At 72.3% G+C, this 16163-nt stretch carries 16 protein-coding genes; 8 read left to right on the top strand and 8 right to left on the bottom strand.

The window, feature by feature from the left end; genetic code table 11:
- Positions 1-6: 6 nt before the first annotated feature.
- Complete coding sequence (locus LZ495_RS05725) at positions 7-1617, top strand: hypothetical protein (protein ID WP_235050858.1); 1611 nt, start codon at positions 7-9, stop codon at positions 1615-1617.
- Positions 1618-1685: 68 nt separating this feature from the next.
- Here the strand turns inward: LZ495_RS05725 and LZ495_RS05720 are convergent, their stop codons facing one another.
- Genes LZ495_RS05720 through LZ495_RS05710 form a run of 3 tightly spaced genes read right to left on the bottom strand, consistent with a single transcriptional unit; the run spans position 1686 to position 3166 of the window.
- Entirely contained in the window at positions 1686-2270 is a 585-nt protein-coding gene (locus LZ495_RS05720) for a hypothetical protein (RefSeq protein ID WP_235050857.1), read from the bottom strand.
- Positions 2271-2322: 52 nt separating this feature from the next.
- Complete coding sequence (locus tag LZ495_RS05715) at positions 2323-2526, bottom strand: hypothetical protein (protein ID WP_235050856.1); 204 nt, start codon at positions 2524-2526, stop codon at positions 2323-2325.
- Positions 2527-2551: 25 nt separating this feature from the next.
- Positions 2552-3166, bottom strand: a complete 615-nt coding sequence (locus LZ495_RS05710; RefSeq protein WP_235050855.1) for a DUF6668 family protein — start codon at positions 3164-3166, stop codon at positions 2552-2554.
- Positions 3167-3503: 337 nt separating this feature from the next.
- On the opposite strand from LZ495_RS05710, the gene LZ495_RS05705 reads away from it, so the two are divergent.
- From LZ495_RS05705 to LZ495_RS05695, 3 genes are all read left to right on the top strand, one after another.
- The gene (locus LZ495_RS05705) at positions 3504-4562 is read left to right on the top strand and encodes a hypothetical protein (protein WP_235050854.1); all 1059 of its coding nucleotides are present in this window, start codon (positions 3504-3506) and stop codon (positions 4560-4562) included.
- Between the two features lie 257 nt (positions 4563-4819).
- Positions 4820-5929, top strand: a complete 1110-nt coding sequence (locus tag LZ495_RS05700; RefSeq protein WP_235050853.1) for an AraC family transcriptional regulator — start codon at positions 4820-4822, stop codon at positions 5927-5929.
- A 203-nt stretch (positions 5930-6132) separates the two neighbouring features.
- Positions 6133-7275 (top strand): carboxylate-amine ligase, encoded by a 1143-nt coding sequence (locus LZ495_RS05695; protein ID WP_235050852.1) that lies wholly within the window; start codon positions 6133-6135, stop codon positions 7273-7275.
- Positions 7276-7362: 87 nt separating this feature from the next.
- Here LZ495_RS05695 and LZ495_RS05690 read toward each other — a convergent pair whose 3' ends face one another.
- The 3 genes from LZ495_RS05690 to LZ495_RS05680 form a co-directional block, all read right to left on the bottom strand.
- A complete protein-coding gene (locus LZ495_RS05690; RefSeq protein ID WP_235050851.1) occupies positions 7363-7791 on the bottom strand; it encodes a hypothetical protein in 429 nt (142 codons plus the stop codon).
- Positions 7788-8834, bottom strand: coding sequence for an AraC family transcriptional regulator (locus tag LZ495_RS05685; RefSeq protein WP_235050850.1), 1047 nt, complete (start codon positions 8832-8834; stop codon positions 7788-7790). The genes LZ495_RS05690 and LZ495_RS05685 overlap by 4 nt, the downstream gene beginning before the upstream one ends.
- A 285-nt stretch (positions 8835-9119) precedes the next feature.
- Positions 9120-9956, bottom strand: a complete 837-nt coding sequence (locus LZ495_RS05680; RefSeq protein WP_235050849.1) for a lipopolysaccharide kinase InaA family protein — start codon at positions 9954-9956, stop codon at positions 9120-9122.
- Positions 9957-10344: 388 nt separating this feature from the next.
- On the opposite strand from LZ495_RS05680, the gene LZ495_RS05675 reads away from it, so the two are divergent.
- Positions 10345-11199: an AAC(3) family N-acetyltransferase gene (locus tag LZ495_RS05675; RefSeq protein WP_235050848.1), complete on the top strand. Its 855-nt coding sequence runs from the start codon at positions 10345-10347 to the stop codon at positions 11197-11199.
- On the opposite strand, the gene LZ495_RS05670 is transcribed toward LZ495_RS05675, so the two are convergent.
- On the bottom strand, positions 11174-12793 hold the full coding sequence (locus tag LZ495_RS05670; RefSeq protein WP_235050847.1) for a type IV secretory system conjugative DNA transfer family protein: 1620 nt from the start codon (positions 12791-12793) through the stop codon (positions 11174-11176). The two genes, LZ495_RS05675 and LZ495_RS05670, sit on opposite strands and share 26 nt — an antisense overlap.
- A gap of 300 nt (positions 12794-13093) precedes the next feature.
- Between LZ495_RS05670 and LZ495_RS05665 the strand changes: the two genes are divergently transcribed.
- From LZ495_RS05665 to LZ495_RS05655, 3 genes are all read left to right on the top strand, one after another.
- Positions 13094-13327, top strand: coding sequence for a hypothetical protein (locus LZ495_RS05665; protein ID WP_235050846.1), 234 nt, complete (start codon positions 13094-13096; stop codon positions 13325-13327).
- Between the two features lie 195 nt (positions 13328-13522).
- The gene (locus tag LZ495_RS05660) at positions 13523-14767 is read left to right on the top strand and encodes an FxsB family cyclophane-forming radical SAM/SPASM peptide maturase (protein WP_235050845.1); all 1245 of its coding nucleotides are present in this window, start codon (positions 13523-13525) and stop codon (positions 14765-14767) included.
- Positions 14764-15654 (top strand): AAC(3) family N-acetyltransferase, encoded by an 891-nt coding sequence (locus tag LZ495_RS05655; RefSeq protein ID WP_235050844.1) that lies wholly within the window; start codon positions 14764-14766, stop codon positions 15652-15654. The genes LZ495_RS05660 and LZ495_RS05655 overlap by 4 nt, the downstream gene beginning before the upstream one ends.
- 16 nt (positions 15655-15670) lie before the next feature.
- On the opposite strand, the gene LZ495_RS05650 is transcribed toward LZ495_RS05655, so the two are convergent.
- On the bottom strand, positions 15671-16120 hold the full coding sequence (locus tag LZ495_RS05650) for a hypothetical protein (protein ID WP_235050843.1): 450 nt from the start codon (positions 16118-16120) through the stop codon (positions 15671-15673).
- Positions 16121-16163: the final 43 nt, after the last annotated feature.

Raw genomic sequence — 16163 nt, 5'->3', positions numbered from 1 at the left:
TCCGTCATGAAATGGCGTCTCCTCGGTCTCCCGAAGCCGGGGTCCCGCAGACACGTGCGGACTGCGGCCGGTTCGGCCGTGCTTCCGCTGCTGCTCACGGGATGCTGGAGCGGGCAGGCGGATCAAGGCACGTCCGCCAGCGGCGCGGCCCGCAATCCGACCTCGGCGGCGCCGGCCAAGGGCGCGGACATCCGGCTGCCGCCGGGGTTCGACCTCGCCAAAGGCTGGTCGGTGGACGAGACCCGACGGGTGTTCACGGTCGACCAGCGCAGCGGACTCGTGCTCGACATCTACGCCGCGGGCAACTCGGCCGAGCAGGCCCGCGAGGAGGCCTCCAAGTCCCCCTCGGCCGCGCCGTCCGAGGCGAGTCCGTCGCCGTCGGGATCCGCCGGGTCGACGGTGAGTTCCGTCCTGATCGCCCGCCGGGCCGACAACGGCGAGGTGGCCTGGTCGTCGACGCCGATGCGCCGGATCATGTCGGAGCAGGTCCCGATGCTGCGGGTCGTCCAGACCGGCCAGGGGCCTTACGTGGTCGTCGTCCGGGTCGGAGGCCTGCCGACCAACGGGGTGGCACGGGCCCGGCAGTTGGTGGTGGCCGATTCGTTCCCCATCGCCGGCGACAGCGGCGAGCGCGCACCGGCCCGGCACCTGGAACACATGGTGGAAGGGGATGCCGACAAGGTGGACATCGTCATCGGGGAGGGGGGCGTCCTGATGGCGGACGAACCATCGGAGGAGGGTACCGCCAAGGTCATCGTGTGGGATCCGCTGTCCGGCAACGCCGTGACGCAAGGCGCACCCGCCACCCGCCAGGCGCCGAACTGCGCGTCGGACGTACGGTGCGGGATCACCGAGGTCCCGCTCCACCCGTCCTCGGCGGGCACGGTCTTCCGCGAGGCCGGGGCGAGCGGCGCTTCGGGAGTCGACCTGCGCTTCGGAGTGACCGGACGGTGGAACAGCGCCGCCGTCACACCCGCCGGCCGCACCCAGTCGAGGCTCCTGGCGGTCACCCCCACGGTGCTGCTCGCCGTGTGGCGGACGGACGACAAGCAGCAGCCGCCGTTGTACACCGTGCACGACCTGGCCACTGGGCAGGTCCGCGCATCCGTGGAATGCACCGCCGGCACACCGGACTTCGCCGAGGAGACGGAGAAGTTGTTCGGTTCAGGACGGGACGAGGAACTGGCGACCGACGCGCAGACGTCCCCGAACCAGCGCTATCTGGTCTCCGGGGCGTTCAGCGCCGATCTGTCCGCCGGAACCGCGGCCTGCCACGCCGGCAACCGCGACATCCGGGCGGTGTCCCTCGGTTCGGTGGACGATGCGGGCGTCGCTTACGCGCGACTGCTGGACGACGACGACGAGGACCCGGAATTCGCGGTGGTCCGGATCGGGACCGGGAAGATCGAGGCGCTTGCGCGGGGCACCGTCATCCCGAAGACGTTCATCGGGCAGGGCAACGGGGTCTTCGAGGTCAAGAACGGCGACGCATGGAGCGAAAGCAAGTCCTCGGTCCTGGTGGCGCCACCGGCGCCGGTCACCGCGCCCACGACGGCACCGGGCACTTCACCGGCCTCCGGGTCTCCGACAGCAACACCGACACCGAGCGCACGCTGACGTCCTGACGTCCCGGCGGGCGGCCCTTCTTCCCCCCTCGACACCGGAGAAGGGCGGGTCCCCGCCGCTCAGCCCTTGCGAAACATCTTGCCCAGGCGGAGTGCCGCGCGTTTGAAGGCGTTGGGTCCGGAGCTCACATTTGCGCTCACCCCAGGACTTGCCTGGTAAGGCTGCGATTTGGCCCAGGCGTGCCCGGCAGTGACACTCGGTTCCGCGGACTGGGACACCTTGGGAGCGGCCTGGCCGCTCTGGCCCGGCTGCGCCTGCTGCGCGGTGGCCCGCGCACGCGTGGCACCGCTGGTCGGAGCATTCCCCAGTCCGGCTTGCGCCGTCTGATGGGCTTGTTGGGCTTGTTGCGTCTGCTTGGCCTTCTGCGGGCGCTGCGCCGCCGCCGTCCAGGCGTTCTGTTCCGCCGCCGCTTGCGCCTTTGCCTGTTGGGCGGCCTGGGCAGACTGCCCGACGGCTGCCGCCTCGATCACGGACCACCCTTGCACCTGTTGCCCGGCGACGTCGTTTGCACTGTTCGCCGCATTTGCGGCAATACGCTCGACAGCCTCCCGCGACTTTGCGACGAGCTTCGCAGCCGCGGCGTCGATCTCCGCCTGCGTCGGTATGCCCGGGGCCGGTTTCTCGGCATTGCCCGCCGGGTTCATGAGCCGCTGGGCGGCCTCGGCCGCGCGACGTGCCGCGACGTCATAGGTCGTCTCAGCGCGCGGAGGTGCTGCCTTCGGCTCGGCCGCAGTCGGGGAGGGGGTTGCCGCCGGCGCAGGCGAGTTCGGTACCGGAGCCGCGGCCTGGGTGGGTGCCGGAGCCGCGGCCGGCGGTGGCTTGGGCGGAGGCGGAGTCGGTGTACTCACGGGCCTCCTGTCCGCGCCGGCGTGGGCGGTACGCGGCGGACTCCGCGGTCATCGGCGCAAGCTGAGTGCTCCGTTGCTCAGGATACTGCCGGGCCTCGTTCGATCAAGAGGCTCGACAGGTCCGTGCCGAGTCGGTGCAGCGGCTTCGGCAGCCGGGCGAGGGGCGGCAGTTCACCGAGCCGCAGCTGCTCGATCCACGGCACGCTCCAGACATGCGGGAATCCGCCGCCGACCAGGGTCAGCAGGTCGGCAAGCGGCTTGGGTGGGCGGCCCGGGGCGTCCGCGATCACCGCGAGGCCGAGCAGGACGACACTTGGCACCGCCCCGGACGCCCATTGCCGGCTGGCGAGTTGCGCGGCATGCAGGCCCGTCGCATTGGACCGGCTGACGAGAATGACGCGGGTGATACCGCCGTCGGAAGCGACCGGCCAGCCCCGGCCGCCGTCCGCACCGCCGGGCAGAAGCGCGTTCAGCGTTCCGACCCCGGCGCCGCCGTGGCAACCGACCCACCACCACGGCGGGTTCAGCTCGGCCGGGCCGGCGTCCCATACATCCATCCCGCCGCGGTCCAGGGCGGGGACGACGCTGGCCTGCGGTGCCCGCGGCGGAGACGAGCGGCCCCGGCGGACCGGCTTCGGCTTGTCCGCGCTCGGCGGCGGGTCGGCAGGTGCCGTCACCCACGGGTTGGCCATGTCGAGGTCACCTCACCTCGGAGTCGCGCACGGATCAGGGCACGGCGGCGCCGGCGCACACGCCACGATGCCGTGCGCCCCCACCTTTGGGCAGCCGCTTCGACGAGGCAAGGGCCGTACCGGATATTCGCGCACATCGGATCACCGGGACCGCGATTGCGCAGAGAACATCCACCTCGCGCGAAGGCCCCTCTCGATTGCGCGACGTCGGCGGAGGGGCAAGGACTGCGCGCGTATACAGGGTGCCAGCACGGCCGGAAACGACCGATGCCATTCCGCATAAGCGGCGACCGCCCCCTGTCGTGCCGCCGCCCCCTCCGCGTCCTAGGAGTCCACCGTGACCGAGTCCTCGGATTGGGATGTCCCCGGCTGGCCCGTCATCGCCATCGAGCTGTCCGCAACGGAAGTACGCGTCAACGGCAGTCCCCTGACCTTGCCGGCCGGGGTCGACCTCCGCACCGCGGCGATCCAGTCGGCCGCGTCGACCGCCCAGACGCTCGGCCGCCCGGTCCGTGTCGAAGCGACCGAGGCGGACGGCAGCATGTTCCCGCTCATCGTCGCGCCGAACGCGACGGTGACCGAAGCGGGGCCGGTGGTCCCCCCGCAGAACTCCCGTGGCAAGTTGTGGCAGCGCCGCTCCGCGGGATCGGGCGGCCGGCGGGACCGCGGCCCTTCGTCGTCGTTCGGCCTCGGTCCGGCCCCGGTGTCGAACAACGCCGTTTCGGTGTCGGCCGGGACGGCGTGGGCGGAGCCTCCGGCCCCTGCTCTGGCGTCGCCTCCTGTCCCGGCCCCCACGCCCGCGCCGACGCCGCTCCCCGCAGCCCGTGCCCCGCAGACCGTTCCGGTCCCGGCGGGAGGGGGACTGTTCGCGAACGAGCCCACGCGCGAGGAGCCCGCCGAGGCGAACGAAGCCGCCATCGAGCAGATGCCGGTGCCGTCCACCGTGCAAGCCGACCAGATCCGGCGTATCGAGGCCGCGCTGCAGAGCGGACACACCGCCCAGGCACGGCACTTGGCGAAGGCCCTCGACGGCGCCGCCGAGCAGGGCGGTGACGTCCCGGCCGCCATCGCCGCGCGTGAACTGCTCGCGTACACCGCACTCCGCGACGGAGCCAGCGATGCCGCGGCCGAGTTGTTCGCGCAGGCGGCGATGGTCCGCGCCGTGCACGACCGGGACACCGGCGTCGGCGGCGTGATCACGCTCAAGCGCTGGGCGTGGCGGCTCACCCAGAACGCCCATTACTGCTGGCTGCACGTCGACGACCCGGAGACGGCGTACTCGCTCGGCCCGGCGGTGATCGGCGCGTACTCCGCGGTCGGCGCCGAGACCAGCGCGGCGGCGCAGGCCGCGCGTGCGCACCTGGACGAACTCCGCGGCCGGCTGCTCGCCGGTTGACCCCGCCCCGGGGCGCCGCCCGCACGTATCGGGACGCGGCGGGGGGGGCGGGGGGCGGCCGGTGACCGGCGACGTGTTCCGGGTCTTCGGCGTACCCGTCGGGTGCGGCGGCCCCGTCGACCGGCGGGGCCGCCGCACCCGGACACCCCGGCCCGCGGGCCCTGGTCCCGCGGCCTACCCGATCGTCCCGCGCACTCCGCGGACGTCCGCTTTTCGTACAGGAGCCCACCGTGTCCGCGACGGCTCGTCCTCGCCCCGTGCTCGTCCCTCCCCTCCCGACTCCAGGTGCTGCGGACGGGCTGCCCGAGTCCGCACCGGCCCTGCCGAGTGCCTTCCCGTCGACGCCGCACCCGCCGGCATCCCCCGATACGACCCGGCCGCGCGGCCGGGTCGTCTACCAGGGCGCCGACGCGCGGCTCATGCACCACGCGGTCGGCTCGCACGTCGTCCCGCATCGGCTGCGCATTCCCGAAGCGAGCGGGGTCCGGGCCCAGCTGCGGATGCTGCACCGCGGCGAGATCGCGCTCTACCAGCTGGGCTACGGGACGCACGCCGAACTCCGGCTGGACGCCCAGGCGCCCGTCTATCTCGTCCATCTGGTCCGCAACGGCGGGCGGATCCTGATCGACGGCCGGGAGGCACCGCCGGCGCCGGTGGTGACGGGGCCCGGCCGGCAGGTCTCCATGCTGTGGACCCCCGACGCGAGCGCACTCGTGCTGCGCGTCCCGCGCCGAGTGCTGGACGCGGCGATCCGCCCCTATGTGGGAGCCGTCGACTCCGACGCGCCGATCCTCTTCGACCCGGTCCTCGACACCGCCAACGCCGAAGTACAGCAGTGGATCTCGCTGGCGCACAGCTTCGTCTCGATGGTCGACTCCGGCCTGCTGACCCGGTCGCCGGGCGCCACCGCGCACTTCGAGCAGATGCTCGTCCACGGCCTCCTGGCCTGCCAACCGCACACGCACGACTCCGACATCCCCAGCAGCGGCCCGGTCGGCGCCCCCGTCTCGCTGCGCAGCGCCCTGGCGTTCTGCGAGGAGCACGCATCCGAGCCGATTTCGGTCGGCGACATCGCCGCGGCGGGGAACATGAGCGTGCGCACCCTTCAGGAGAAGTTCCGGGCCCACCTGGGCGTCACTCCGGTCGCCCATCTGCGCCACGTGCGGCTCGCCGGGGCGCACGCCGACCTGGTCGCCGTCGCCAACGGCAGCAGCGACGAGACCGTCACCGATGTCGCGCTGCGCTGGGGTTTCGGGCATCTCGGACGCTTCGGCGCCCTCTACCGGGCAGCCTACGGGCGCCTTCCGTCCCAGACGTTGAGGCTGGGCGAGTCGGTCGGAACCGGCGGCGGTCGCGCGGTGGGCTGACAGGGGCGCATATCGGCGCGCCGGGCATCCGGATCGCGCGGCGGTTTTCCGATTGCGCGGGCCGTCGCGCGGAAGGCGAGCTTCAGGCGCGCAATAGCGTCCCCCTTTGCCCATGTCCCGGATTCGCGTATCAGACTGCGGTGGCCAAGGACCTTGTGTGCCACGGAGATTCCGTGTTCGGACGGTCCGAAAAAGGAGGCACTGTGCTCGTGACGGTGGGAGTCGAGGAAGAGTTCCACGTCGTCGACTTGAACACGCGAAGGCTCGTGGACCGGGGCCCGGAGCTGCTGAGCGTGCTCCCCGACGAAGGATTCACCGCCGAGCTCCACCGTTCGATGGTCGAGACGAACACGCGCCCGCATCGCGGTATCGACCAACTTCGCGACGAGATCGTGGACTTGCGCCTCAAGCTGATCGAGGCCGCCGAACCTCTGGGGCTCGGGCCGATAGCATCCGGCACCGCTCCGCTCGCCGCGCCCACGCTCGGGTCCACGACGCCCGTCCCCCGCTACCTCGACATGACCGAGCTCTACCGCCAGTTGTCGCGCGAGCAGTTGGTCTGCAGCACCCAGGTCCACGTGTACGTGCCGGACCGGGAACTCGCCATCGCGGCGATGCCGTTCGCGTCGCCCTGGCTCCCGCTGCTGCTCGGGCTGTCCGCCTCGTCTCCGATGTGGATGGGCACGGACACCGGATTCGCCAGCTGGCGTTCCATGGTGTGGCGCCGGTGGCCGACCAGCGGCCCCGCGGGCGAGTACGCCTCGGCCGCCGAATACGACGCGACGGCCGAGGCGCTGGTCCGGTCCGGGGTGATCTCCGGCCCGGGCATGATCTATACCGACATCCGGCCGTCCCACCACGTACCGACGTTGGAACTGCGGATCTGCGATTCCTGTCCCGACGTCGAGGTCGTGGCGCTCATCGCGGCGCTGTTCCGGGCGCTGGTCCTGCATGCCTGCGCGGCCGCCGCCGCCGGACGCGAGCGCCCCGTGGTGCGGCGCGAGCTGATCCAGGCGGCGACCTGGCACGCAGCCCGCTGGGGTCTGGAAGGCGGGCTCGTGGACCCGCTCCTGGCCGCCGTGGTGCCCGCGGAGCAGGCGCTCGGCGGGCTGGCGGACATGCTGCGGCCCGAGCTCGAATCCTGCGGCGACTGGGAGATGGTCGGCGCGGGCATCGCGCGGCTGCTCGCCGACGGAACCTCCGCGGCACGGCAGCGGCGTGCCGCGGCCGGCCGCTCCTGGGACCCGGCCGCCGCGGTGGACCAGCTCCTCGCGGAGACCCGGAGCGGCTGCCGGTCGCGCAGCGCGGCGCCGGACGTCGAGCCGGTCGCCGAACGGTCGGCATAGCAGCAGGCCTTCCGGCCCACGGCCGAGATGCGCGCAGCGGGGCGGGTGTCGTGTCACCGCCCCGCTGCGCGCGTTCAGGAGGAGGGTTCAGTCCTCCGGGACGTAGGCCGCCTGACGCAGGGTGCCGGCAAACATCCGGCGGGCAACGTCGTCGTCCAGCCGGATGGCGACCGCCCGGACGACGGCCACGGCGAGTGCGATGTGCCGGTTGACCGGGAGTGCCGCACCGGCCTGACTCACGAATCCGGTGAGATGGTCGCCGGTCAGGGAGACCGCGACCCTTTGTGCGGCCGCGAGTTCGACGGCCTGGGACGGTGCCGCTGCGGTTCCGCCGGACAGGCCGAACACCGCCTCGACATCCCAGTTCCGCTGGTCGGCGGGGCGCACCAGGACCGGTTCGCCCAGCGGTTGGCCGAAGACGAGGTCCGCGCCGGTATGGGCGGCCCCGGCCTCGTAGTCCGTGCCGGGCCCGCCGCGCCCGGCCATGTCGGACTGCGGCAGGGTCGGTTCTGTCACAACGCAACCCCTCTCGTCGCCAAGCTCCCCGGTGTCGTCTGCGCGTCCTCGGAGGGCAGCCGCCCGAACGCGCGCGCGTACGACGCCGTGAAGTAGCGGCGCTGCGGGAACCCCCACTTGTTCGCGATCTCGGTGATCGTCGCGTCGCTGCGGCCGGCGGCGACCTCCAGGAGGTCGTCGCGTGCGCCGCGCAACCGCAGGTCCCTGAGGTAGACGATGGGTGTGGTGTCCAAGGAGCGCCGGAACTCGGCCTGCAGGGTCCGGACCGAGACCCGCGCGACGGCGGCCATCTCGCTCACCGAGATCGGCCGGTGCGCGTTCGCCTCGCAGAACGCCATGGCCCGGCGCAGCGGGCCGAGTCCGAACGTGCGCCGGGTCCGGGCCGGTTCCAGCAGGCGGTCGCCCGGTTGCACGGAGATCAGCAGGTCGACGAGGAGCCGCTCGAAGTGGCCGATGGCCAAGGGCGACGACGCCATCCACGTGCCCGCGCCGGTGGCGAAGCGGCGGGCCAGGCCCAGCCATGCCGCCACCGCGGGGTCCTGCTCGGACATCCGGTTCTCGAAGATGAGGGGCCCTTCGTGGCGCTCGCTCGTGCGGCTCCGCACCGCCGCGTCGATGTGTCTTCGCGGCACGCAGAGGAACCGCGTGCGGGTGTCGGCGTCCCAGTGCGCGACGGCCGCCTGCCCGGGATTGAGGATGCTCGGTGAGAACGGGGTGGTCTTTCCCTGCACATTGAACGAGGCCCGCCCGGTGTGGCCGAGCCGTATGACGTACTGGGCGGTCGGTTCGACCGGCAGCGTCCGCACATCGGTGCCGTAGGACAAGTCGTAAGCGGCGAGCCGGCCGATGTGCAGTGCCTGGAAGTCGAAGTCCAGCGGCCGGTTGCCGACGATATCCAGTTCATGCCGGGTGAAACGGGCGTTGGTCACGCGTTGGACGATGTCGGGGTCGTCCCCGCGGTATATCTCGCCGCGCGTCGTGTGCTCCGCCGACACCGCGGCCGATTGCGGATTCTCCGGCTCGGTCTCCTGTGGCCGTCGCACACTCACGTCCTCCTTGGATACCTGCCGCCCCGGCCCTTTCAGCCGGTTCACCCGCAGCGGATCAGCCCGGCATGGCCGGTCCGGCCATCATTGCCGCATTCCTTGCGCGCAGTCGCGATGTGGCCAGGATGCGCAGGGAACTCAGCGCATCCGGTCGCCCCGGACGTTCACGCGCCGCACTGGTCTTGTCAACTCCGGGATTGCCGAGATGATTTCCCCGGGACCGCGGCATCGGATATCCCGGCACCGCCGCGGATCGGCGTGCCGGGATGAATCCGGCTGCGGTCACAATGACCCGATCATCCGGGCGAGTTGGGCGACGCGGGGACGGGCATCCGGGTCGTGGCGCAGGGCGGTGGCCAGCCGCGCGTCCAGGGCCGGCCAGGCGCAGCGGTCCGGGACGGCGCGCAGCGGCAGGCCGTCCGCAATGAGCCTCCGGCGGCGCTCGGCGGCGGGCTCGGCCCCGTCGTAGTCGAGCGGGCTCGCTCCGGTCCAGCACTTGCGGATCATCGCGGCGAGCGCGTAGACCTCGGAAGCCGGGCTGGGACGGGCTGGTTCGCCGCGCAGGGCCGCCGCGCACAGTTCGGGTGCGACGAGGTCGAGGTCCTCGGCGCCGTCCGCCCCGGGTTCACCGGACGACCGGTACGGCGTGTCCGCCGCGGGCCCGACCGCGTGGGAGAGGCCGATCAGCCGGACGCCCCCGCGGGCGTGCAGGCAGTGTTCGGGCCGCAGGTCGCCGTGCAGCCAGCCGGCCCTGTGCAGCCGGGCGACGGCTTCGCACAGGTCGAGGGTCGCCAGCAGGGTTCTGCGCCGGACCTGGGGGTGGTGCGATGTCGACTGGCGCACCGCGGACCACACATCGGTGGTGGTCTGCCCGGCCACCCACCGCGTCGCCAGCCATGCGCGCCCTTCGGACTCGCCCCATCCGGCCAGTGCCGGCCATGCCAACATCCGCAGCACCGCGAGTTCGGCGGCCGCCCGCCCGCCGTCCGTGTCGAGCTTCACCGCGACCACGCCGCCGGCGGTGTCCACCCGCCAGACCTGTGTGCCGCCTCGGTCGGAGACCGGGACCGCGGAGCCGACGCGGCCGAACTGGGCGTGCAGTTGATCGAGCAGATCCACGGAGGCGAGGGGCGATTCCGGGCATGGCGCGGCCAAAACGAGCACTCCTTCGAAAAGGGCGCGCCCGTTGAGGGGTGCCGTGGCCTGCCGGCACGGGCGCGCTCGCTTGCACCCACGATCCTCACCCGGTGCGTCCGCCGGCCGGGAGTACGCCTCGGGCGAGCCGCGCGCAACGGCCGTCCGGCGCGTTTTCGCATCCTCGTGACGGGTGCCAATTGCGCACCCCCGCCCCGGTTGAAGGCCATTACGCGCGGTGCGCCCGGCCTCAGGGGCTCCGCGCGCCGGTCGGCTCTACGGTTGCCGCACCGGCGCGTCCGCGTCCGGTGACACGCTATGAGGAGCACCATGCCCGAACCGGTCCCGTTCCCGGAGTCGATCGGCCCGTCCCGTGCATGATGTCGAGCGGATCGTCGACCAGTTCCGCGCCCTCGGGATCACCGACGGCGACACCGTACTGGTGCACAGTTCACTGCGCTCGCTCGGCCCGGTCCAGGGCGGTGCCGCCACCGTGCTGGGTGCGTTGCGCCGGGCCGTCGGCCGGGCGGCCGGGACCGTGGTCGTGCCGGCGTTCACCCCGGACAACTCCGACACCTCCGACCAGTACCGCAAGGCCACCGCGGGGATGACCGCGGACGAGGTACGCGAGTACCGGGCCGCGATGCCGCCTTTCAGGGCCGCCACGACACCGGCCTCGCCGGTGGTCGGCGCGCTTGCCGAGGTGCTGCGCCTATGCCCCGGCAGCCACCGCAGTGCCCACCCGATCTCCTCGTTCGCGGCGCTGGGCCGCCACGCGGCGGTCGTCACGGCGCATCACGACCCGACCTGCCACTTCGGCGAACGCTCGCCGCTGGCGCGGCTGTACGCGCTGCCGCAGGCCAAGATCCTGATGCTCGGCACGGGCTTCGCCGCCTGCAGCGCGTTCCACCTCGCCGAATACCGCGGGCCGGCGCGGCGCCAGCGCATCTACCGCTGCGTCGTCCCCGGTGCGGACGGCCGCGGCGAGTGGTGGAGCCACGGCGACATCGATCTGGACGGCGGGGACTTCGCCGAGATCGGTGCGGCGTACTCGGCGGGGGCGGCGGAGTCCCCGTCCACCGGTCCCGTGGGGGACGCGACCGCGACGATCGTCCCGTTCGCCCCCGCGGTCGACTTCGCGGTGCGGTGGATGAACGGGCGGCAAGGCAGTGAGCCCGGTGCCCACTTCGCCGGCAAGGCTCTTACCGGCGAGCGTACTTCGCGATAGACGCCCGGATCGCGTCGGCGTGCGGCCCGTCCGTCCACGGCACCGACTCGGCCAGGACGGGGCGCCGGCCGCTCACCTGGATGAGGAACCGGCCCCGAGGCAGACCGGCGATATCCGACGGGTCGAGGATCCCCTCGGCCCGGCTGCCCAGGGTGACGGACGGCTGGACCGAGGGCGGCGTGAACGACATGCCGACGGTTCGCGCCTCGAACTTGCCGGACATGGTGGCGATGTCCCCGAGCATTCCGGTCTCGGACCCGCCGCCGCCGACCCCCCGGACGGACGACGCCCCCCAGAGCTTCGCCATGCCGTTGGCCCCCCACACGGCGACGCCCTGGGACCACGACTGGAGCAGCGTCATCACGATCACGCCACGCGATCCGAAGTGCGAGTACCTGGTGGGCCAGAACTGGATCTGGGCGACGTTCGAGGGGTCGTCGAGCACCACCAGCAGCGGCTTGCGCAGGCGGCCGCCGGGCATCCTCACGGACCCGGTCTGGCCGGCCACGACGGAGGCCGCGGTGAGTGCGCTGACCGCCGGGGAGGCGGTCTTGTCGTCGGCGCGGGACATCACATAGAGCGTGTCGGTCGACTCGCGCGCGAACTTGACGAACGGGAACTCCTCACGGCCGCCGCCCGGCGTGATCCACGGAATGATCTCCGGTACCGCCAGCCACGCCATGTACTGCCGGGCCACGCCGAGAACGCCGGCCCGCTGTTCCGCCGGCAGCATGGTCACGGCGCGCACCGCGTCGACCGCCAAGTCGCGCCCGCCCATGCCTTGGAGGATGTCCGTGGGTGTTTCGTCGTCCGGACGCCGCAGCCACTTGAGCACATCGGTGATGGGGCGGTCGCCGCCGTCGGCAGCCAGCATCAGCACCGCGATGAGCGTCTGCGCGGCGGGCTCGAAGTAGGCGTCGGCGCGGTGGTGCTCCTTGCGTTGTGTGGAGATGAACAGACCCGTGAGCGACATCGCGTCCTTCAGGTCGCCGCCCACCATCGACAGGGGGCTCCAGTACCAGGAGTTCGGCTCTCCGGAGACGTCCTGCGGGTCGAACACCCAGGTCTTGCCCCGCTGTTCACGGATCCCCCGGGTAGCCGCGACGACATGATGGTTGGCAGACGTGACCAGCACCGGCCCGGGGGCGGTGACGATGTTGGGGATGGCCCGTGCCGTGGTCTTGCCCATGCCGGTGCCCGAGATCTCGACGTACACGTCTTCCCAGGTGCCCCAGAGGTCGCGCTTTCCCCGCACGGATCTGCCCAGGTAGAACCCGGGGGTGCCGAGGTCGCCGTACCCCATGGCCTCCGCGACACGCTGCGCCCCGGCCGTGGTGTTCCGGGTCATGTGCGCCGGCGACTGCAGGTAGCGCGCGGACGCGTCGACGTGTCGGCGTTCGCGCCCGCGCAGGGCCAGTGCCGCGAGGACGTCGAGGCCCACTACGGCGGCGGCGGTGGCCGCCGTCCACGCCAGTTGACCTCGTGCGCACGTGGCCACGGCCACCACCAGGGCCAGGAGGTTGAGTCCGGCCAAGGCGCCGATCAGACTGTGCGCGAGCAGATCCGGCCCGCGTCGTCGGATAGTGCTGCTCACGTCGCGCTCATTCCCCTCATAGGCCGCCGAATCCTGAGGCCCATTGCGGCCGATTGACGCGTGATCGGCAAGAGTGGCGGCCGTTCATCTTGCCGATTGGGATCCGGCAAGCCGATTCGCGCGGCCGAGGGCCGCAATCGCGCGGCACGACGAACAATGGTTGCGGCCAAGCATGTTGCTCAAGGTCCCTATTGCGCGGAGCGATGTCCGACGCACGCGCCGACGACGATCTGCACCCCGGCGCGCATCCGCCACCACTACGTTGCGAACGCCAAGTTCCTGCCGAACAGGGAGTCGCACATGACGTACGCCGTTCCAGTCCTCGACGGGCCGGGCACCGCGGGCCCCGCCACCGCGATCCCTGCGGGTTCCCCCCTCGGCCGCGCCCTGCGTCAGGCCCGGGCCGGCGCCGGCAGGCCGGGCAGCCCGCTTCCGGGGAGCTTCAACAGCTACGTCCCGAGCAGCTTCAACAGCTATGTCCCGAGCGGCTTCAACAGCTACGTCTCAAGCGGTTTCAACAGCTACGTCGGCTGACTCCGGCAGACCTGTGCGCGCAGCGCGCAGCGCGCGGGGCTCGGGGCGCCCGACGCCCGGGCCCCGGGGGGCGCGCGGGGCGCCGGGGGGGGGGCTGGGGGCCCCCCCCCCCCCGGCCCCGCGCGCTCGTGCTCGATCCCTTCGGACGCCTCCGCCACGCGGGGCGTCGCCCCTGTCGTGTGAAAGGAATACGGCGTGGAGCTCCTGCCCACTCCGGCGCGCGTGCGCACGCCTGCCGAGTGGCCGCTGAACGTCCCCTCGCACCGGGCGTTCGGGGCCCTGTGGCACCCCATCCCCCTGCGGCACTTCGTCGTGAAGGTGCACAGCCGCTGCAACCTCGCATGCGACTACTGCTACCTGTACGAGATGGCCGACCAGTCGTGGCAGGCGGCCGGCAAGGCGATGTCGCCGGAGGCTGCGGACCAGACCGCGTTCCGGATCGGCGAGCACGCGCGCGAACACCGCTTGGACGCCGTGACGGTGATCGTGCACGGCGGCGAGCCGATGCTGGTCGGCATGGGGCTGATCACCCGCCTGGCCGAAGCGGTTCGCCGAGCGGTCCCCGACTACACCCAAGTGTCGCTGGCGATCCAGACGAACGGCCTGCTGCTGGACGACGCGAGCCTGGACGCGCTGTACGCACTCGGCGTCTCCGTCGGCGTGAGCCTCGACGGCGGCGAGGCGGCCAACGACCGCCACCGCCGGTACGCCGACGGACGCGGCAGCCACGCGGCCGTCGCCGAGGCCGTCGCCCGGCTCCGCGCCCCGTCCCGGCCCGGCCTGTTCGGCGGCCTGCTGTGCACGATCGACCTCGCGAACGACCCGGTCGAGGTGTACGAGGACCTCTTGTCACTCGCGCCGCCCGCCATGGACTTCCTTCTGCCGCATGGAAGTTGGGACACACCGCCGCCGTCGCGCGACGAGGACGCGCCGACCGCACCCTACGGCGACTGGCTGGCCGCGGCCTTCGACCGCTGGTACGGCACGGAGCAGGCGGAGACCAGCGTGCGCCTCTTCGAGGACGTGCTCTCGCTGCTGCTGGGCGGCCCGAGCCGTTCCGAGCAACTGGGTCCGGGACCGGCGTCGGTCGTCGTGATCGACACCGACGGCATGATCGAGCAGGTCGACACGCTCAAGTCCGTGTACGACGGGGCGGCGGCCACCGGGATGTCCGTGACGTCCCACTCCTTCGACGACGCGCTGCGCCACCCGGGGCTCGCCGCACGGCAGTTGGGCGCGGCCGGCCTGGGCGCGACCTGTCGCGCCTGCCAGGTCCGGGACGTGTGCGGCGGTGGGTACTTCACCCACCGCTACCGCGCGGGCGCGGGGTTCGGCGGGCCGTCGGTGTACTGCCCGGACCTGATCCGGTTCATCGAACACGTCCGCGGCCGGTTGACCGCGGACCTGGCACGGGCTCGTGATGTGGAGGATACGGCGTGAATTCCCAGGACGAAGACGCGCGCTTGGCGGTCTGGAGCCGGCCTTCGGCAGACGTCCCCGGGCCGCCGAGGACCGAACCCTGGACCGTGCCCGAACTCGTCGGCGCGCTGCGCGACATCGGAGTCCGTCCCGGCGACGTCCTGCTCGTGCACGGCGCGCTGCGCAGTGTCGGCCGGCTGGCCCGCGGCGCGCGCGACGTCCTCGACGCCCTGCTAGAGGCGGTCGGCCCGGCCGGCACGCTGGTGATGCCGGCGTTCACCGAGGAGAACTCCGACACCTCGTGGGCGTTCCAGCGCGCGACCACCGGGTTCAGCGCATCGGAGAAGGAGGCCTTCAAGCGGGCGATGCCGGCCTTCGACCCGGTGTGGACCCCGGCGTCCCCGACCATGGGCGGTCTCGCGGAACTGCTCCGGCGTACCCCCGGCGCGGTGCGGAGTTCGCATCCGCAGTCGTCGTTCGTGGCGATCGGGCTGCTGGCCGAGACGATCCTGCGCCACCACAACCCGGCCTCGCACTTCGGCGAGCACTCCCCGCTGGCCCGGCTGTACGCGCTGCCCGACACGAAGGTGCTGATGCTGGGCACGGCCTTCTCCACGTTCACCGCCTTCCACCTGGCGGAGTACCTCCAGCCCACCTTGGCCGCCCGGACCTACCGGTGCGTGATCCCCGACGGACTGGGGCGCGCCATGTGGTTCACGTACGAGGACGTGACGCTGGACCTGCGCGACTTCGAGCGGATCGGCCTGGAGATGCTGGACCACGTGGCGACGGGGCACGGCTTCGTCGGCTCGGCGGACACGCGCTTGGTGCCGCTGATCCCCGCGGTGGGCTTCGGCGCCGATTGGATGGCCCGGCATCGTGTGGACGGTGTGGCCGCGGTCGCCTGACGCGTCGGATCCGGCATCAGCCGTCGACGGGGCGGGTCGTCGCGGCGCCGGAGGGGCCGGGTACGCCGGGGACGGTGGCCATGGGGAGGAGATGCCATGAGCCGCCGGAGTGGACGGCCTGTTCGGTGATCGTGACATCGGTACCGGTCTTCGCGGACCAAGCGGTGATGCGCACTTCGAAGAGTCCGGCGAACTCCGGATTGCTCCAGGTGGCTTGGACGCGTTGCCATTTCTGGCGGCCGTAGCGCTCCATGCGGGCGGGGCCGTCGGCGGCGGCGTGCGGCGAGTCGAGCAGGGCGACGAGGCGTTCCGTGTCGCCGGAGTTGAGCGTGGCGACGTAGCGGTCGACGAACACGCCGAGGCCGTCGTCCGGCTTCGCCGGGCCGGAAGAGAATGCCCAGGCGAGGGCGAGGAGCAGGGAGACTCCACCCGCTATGAGCGTGCTTCGCAGGCGAACTGCCGTCATGACGACCTCCTTTGGCCCCGGGGACGCGCGCGGCTGCCGGGTG

This window comes from Yinghuangia soli (assembly GCF_021502675.1).
Taxonomy (GTDB): Bacteria; Actinomycetota; Actinomycetes; order Streptomycetales; family Streptomycetaceae; genus Yinghuangia; species Yinghuangia soli.
The sequence above is the reverse complement of the archived record's forward strand: the minus strand, read 5'-3'. Positions and strand labels throughout refer to the sequence as shown.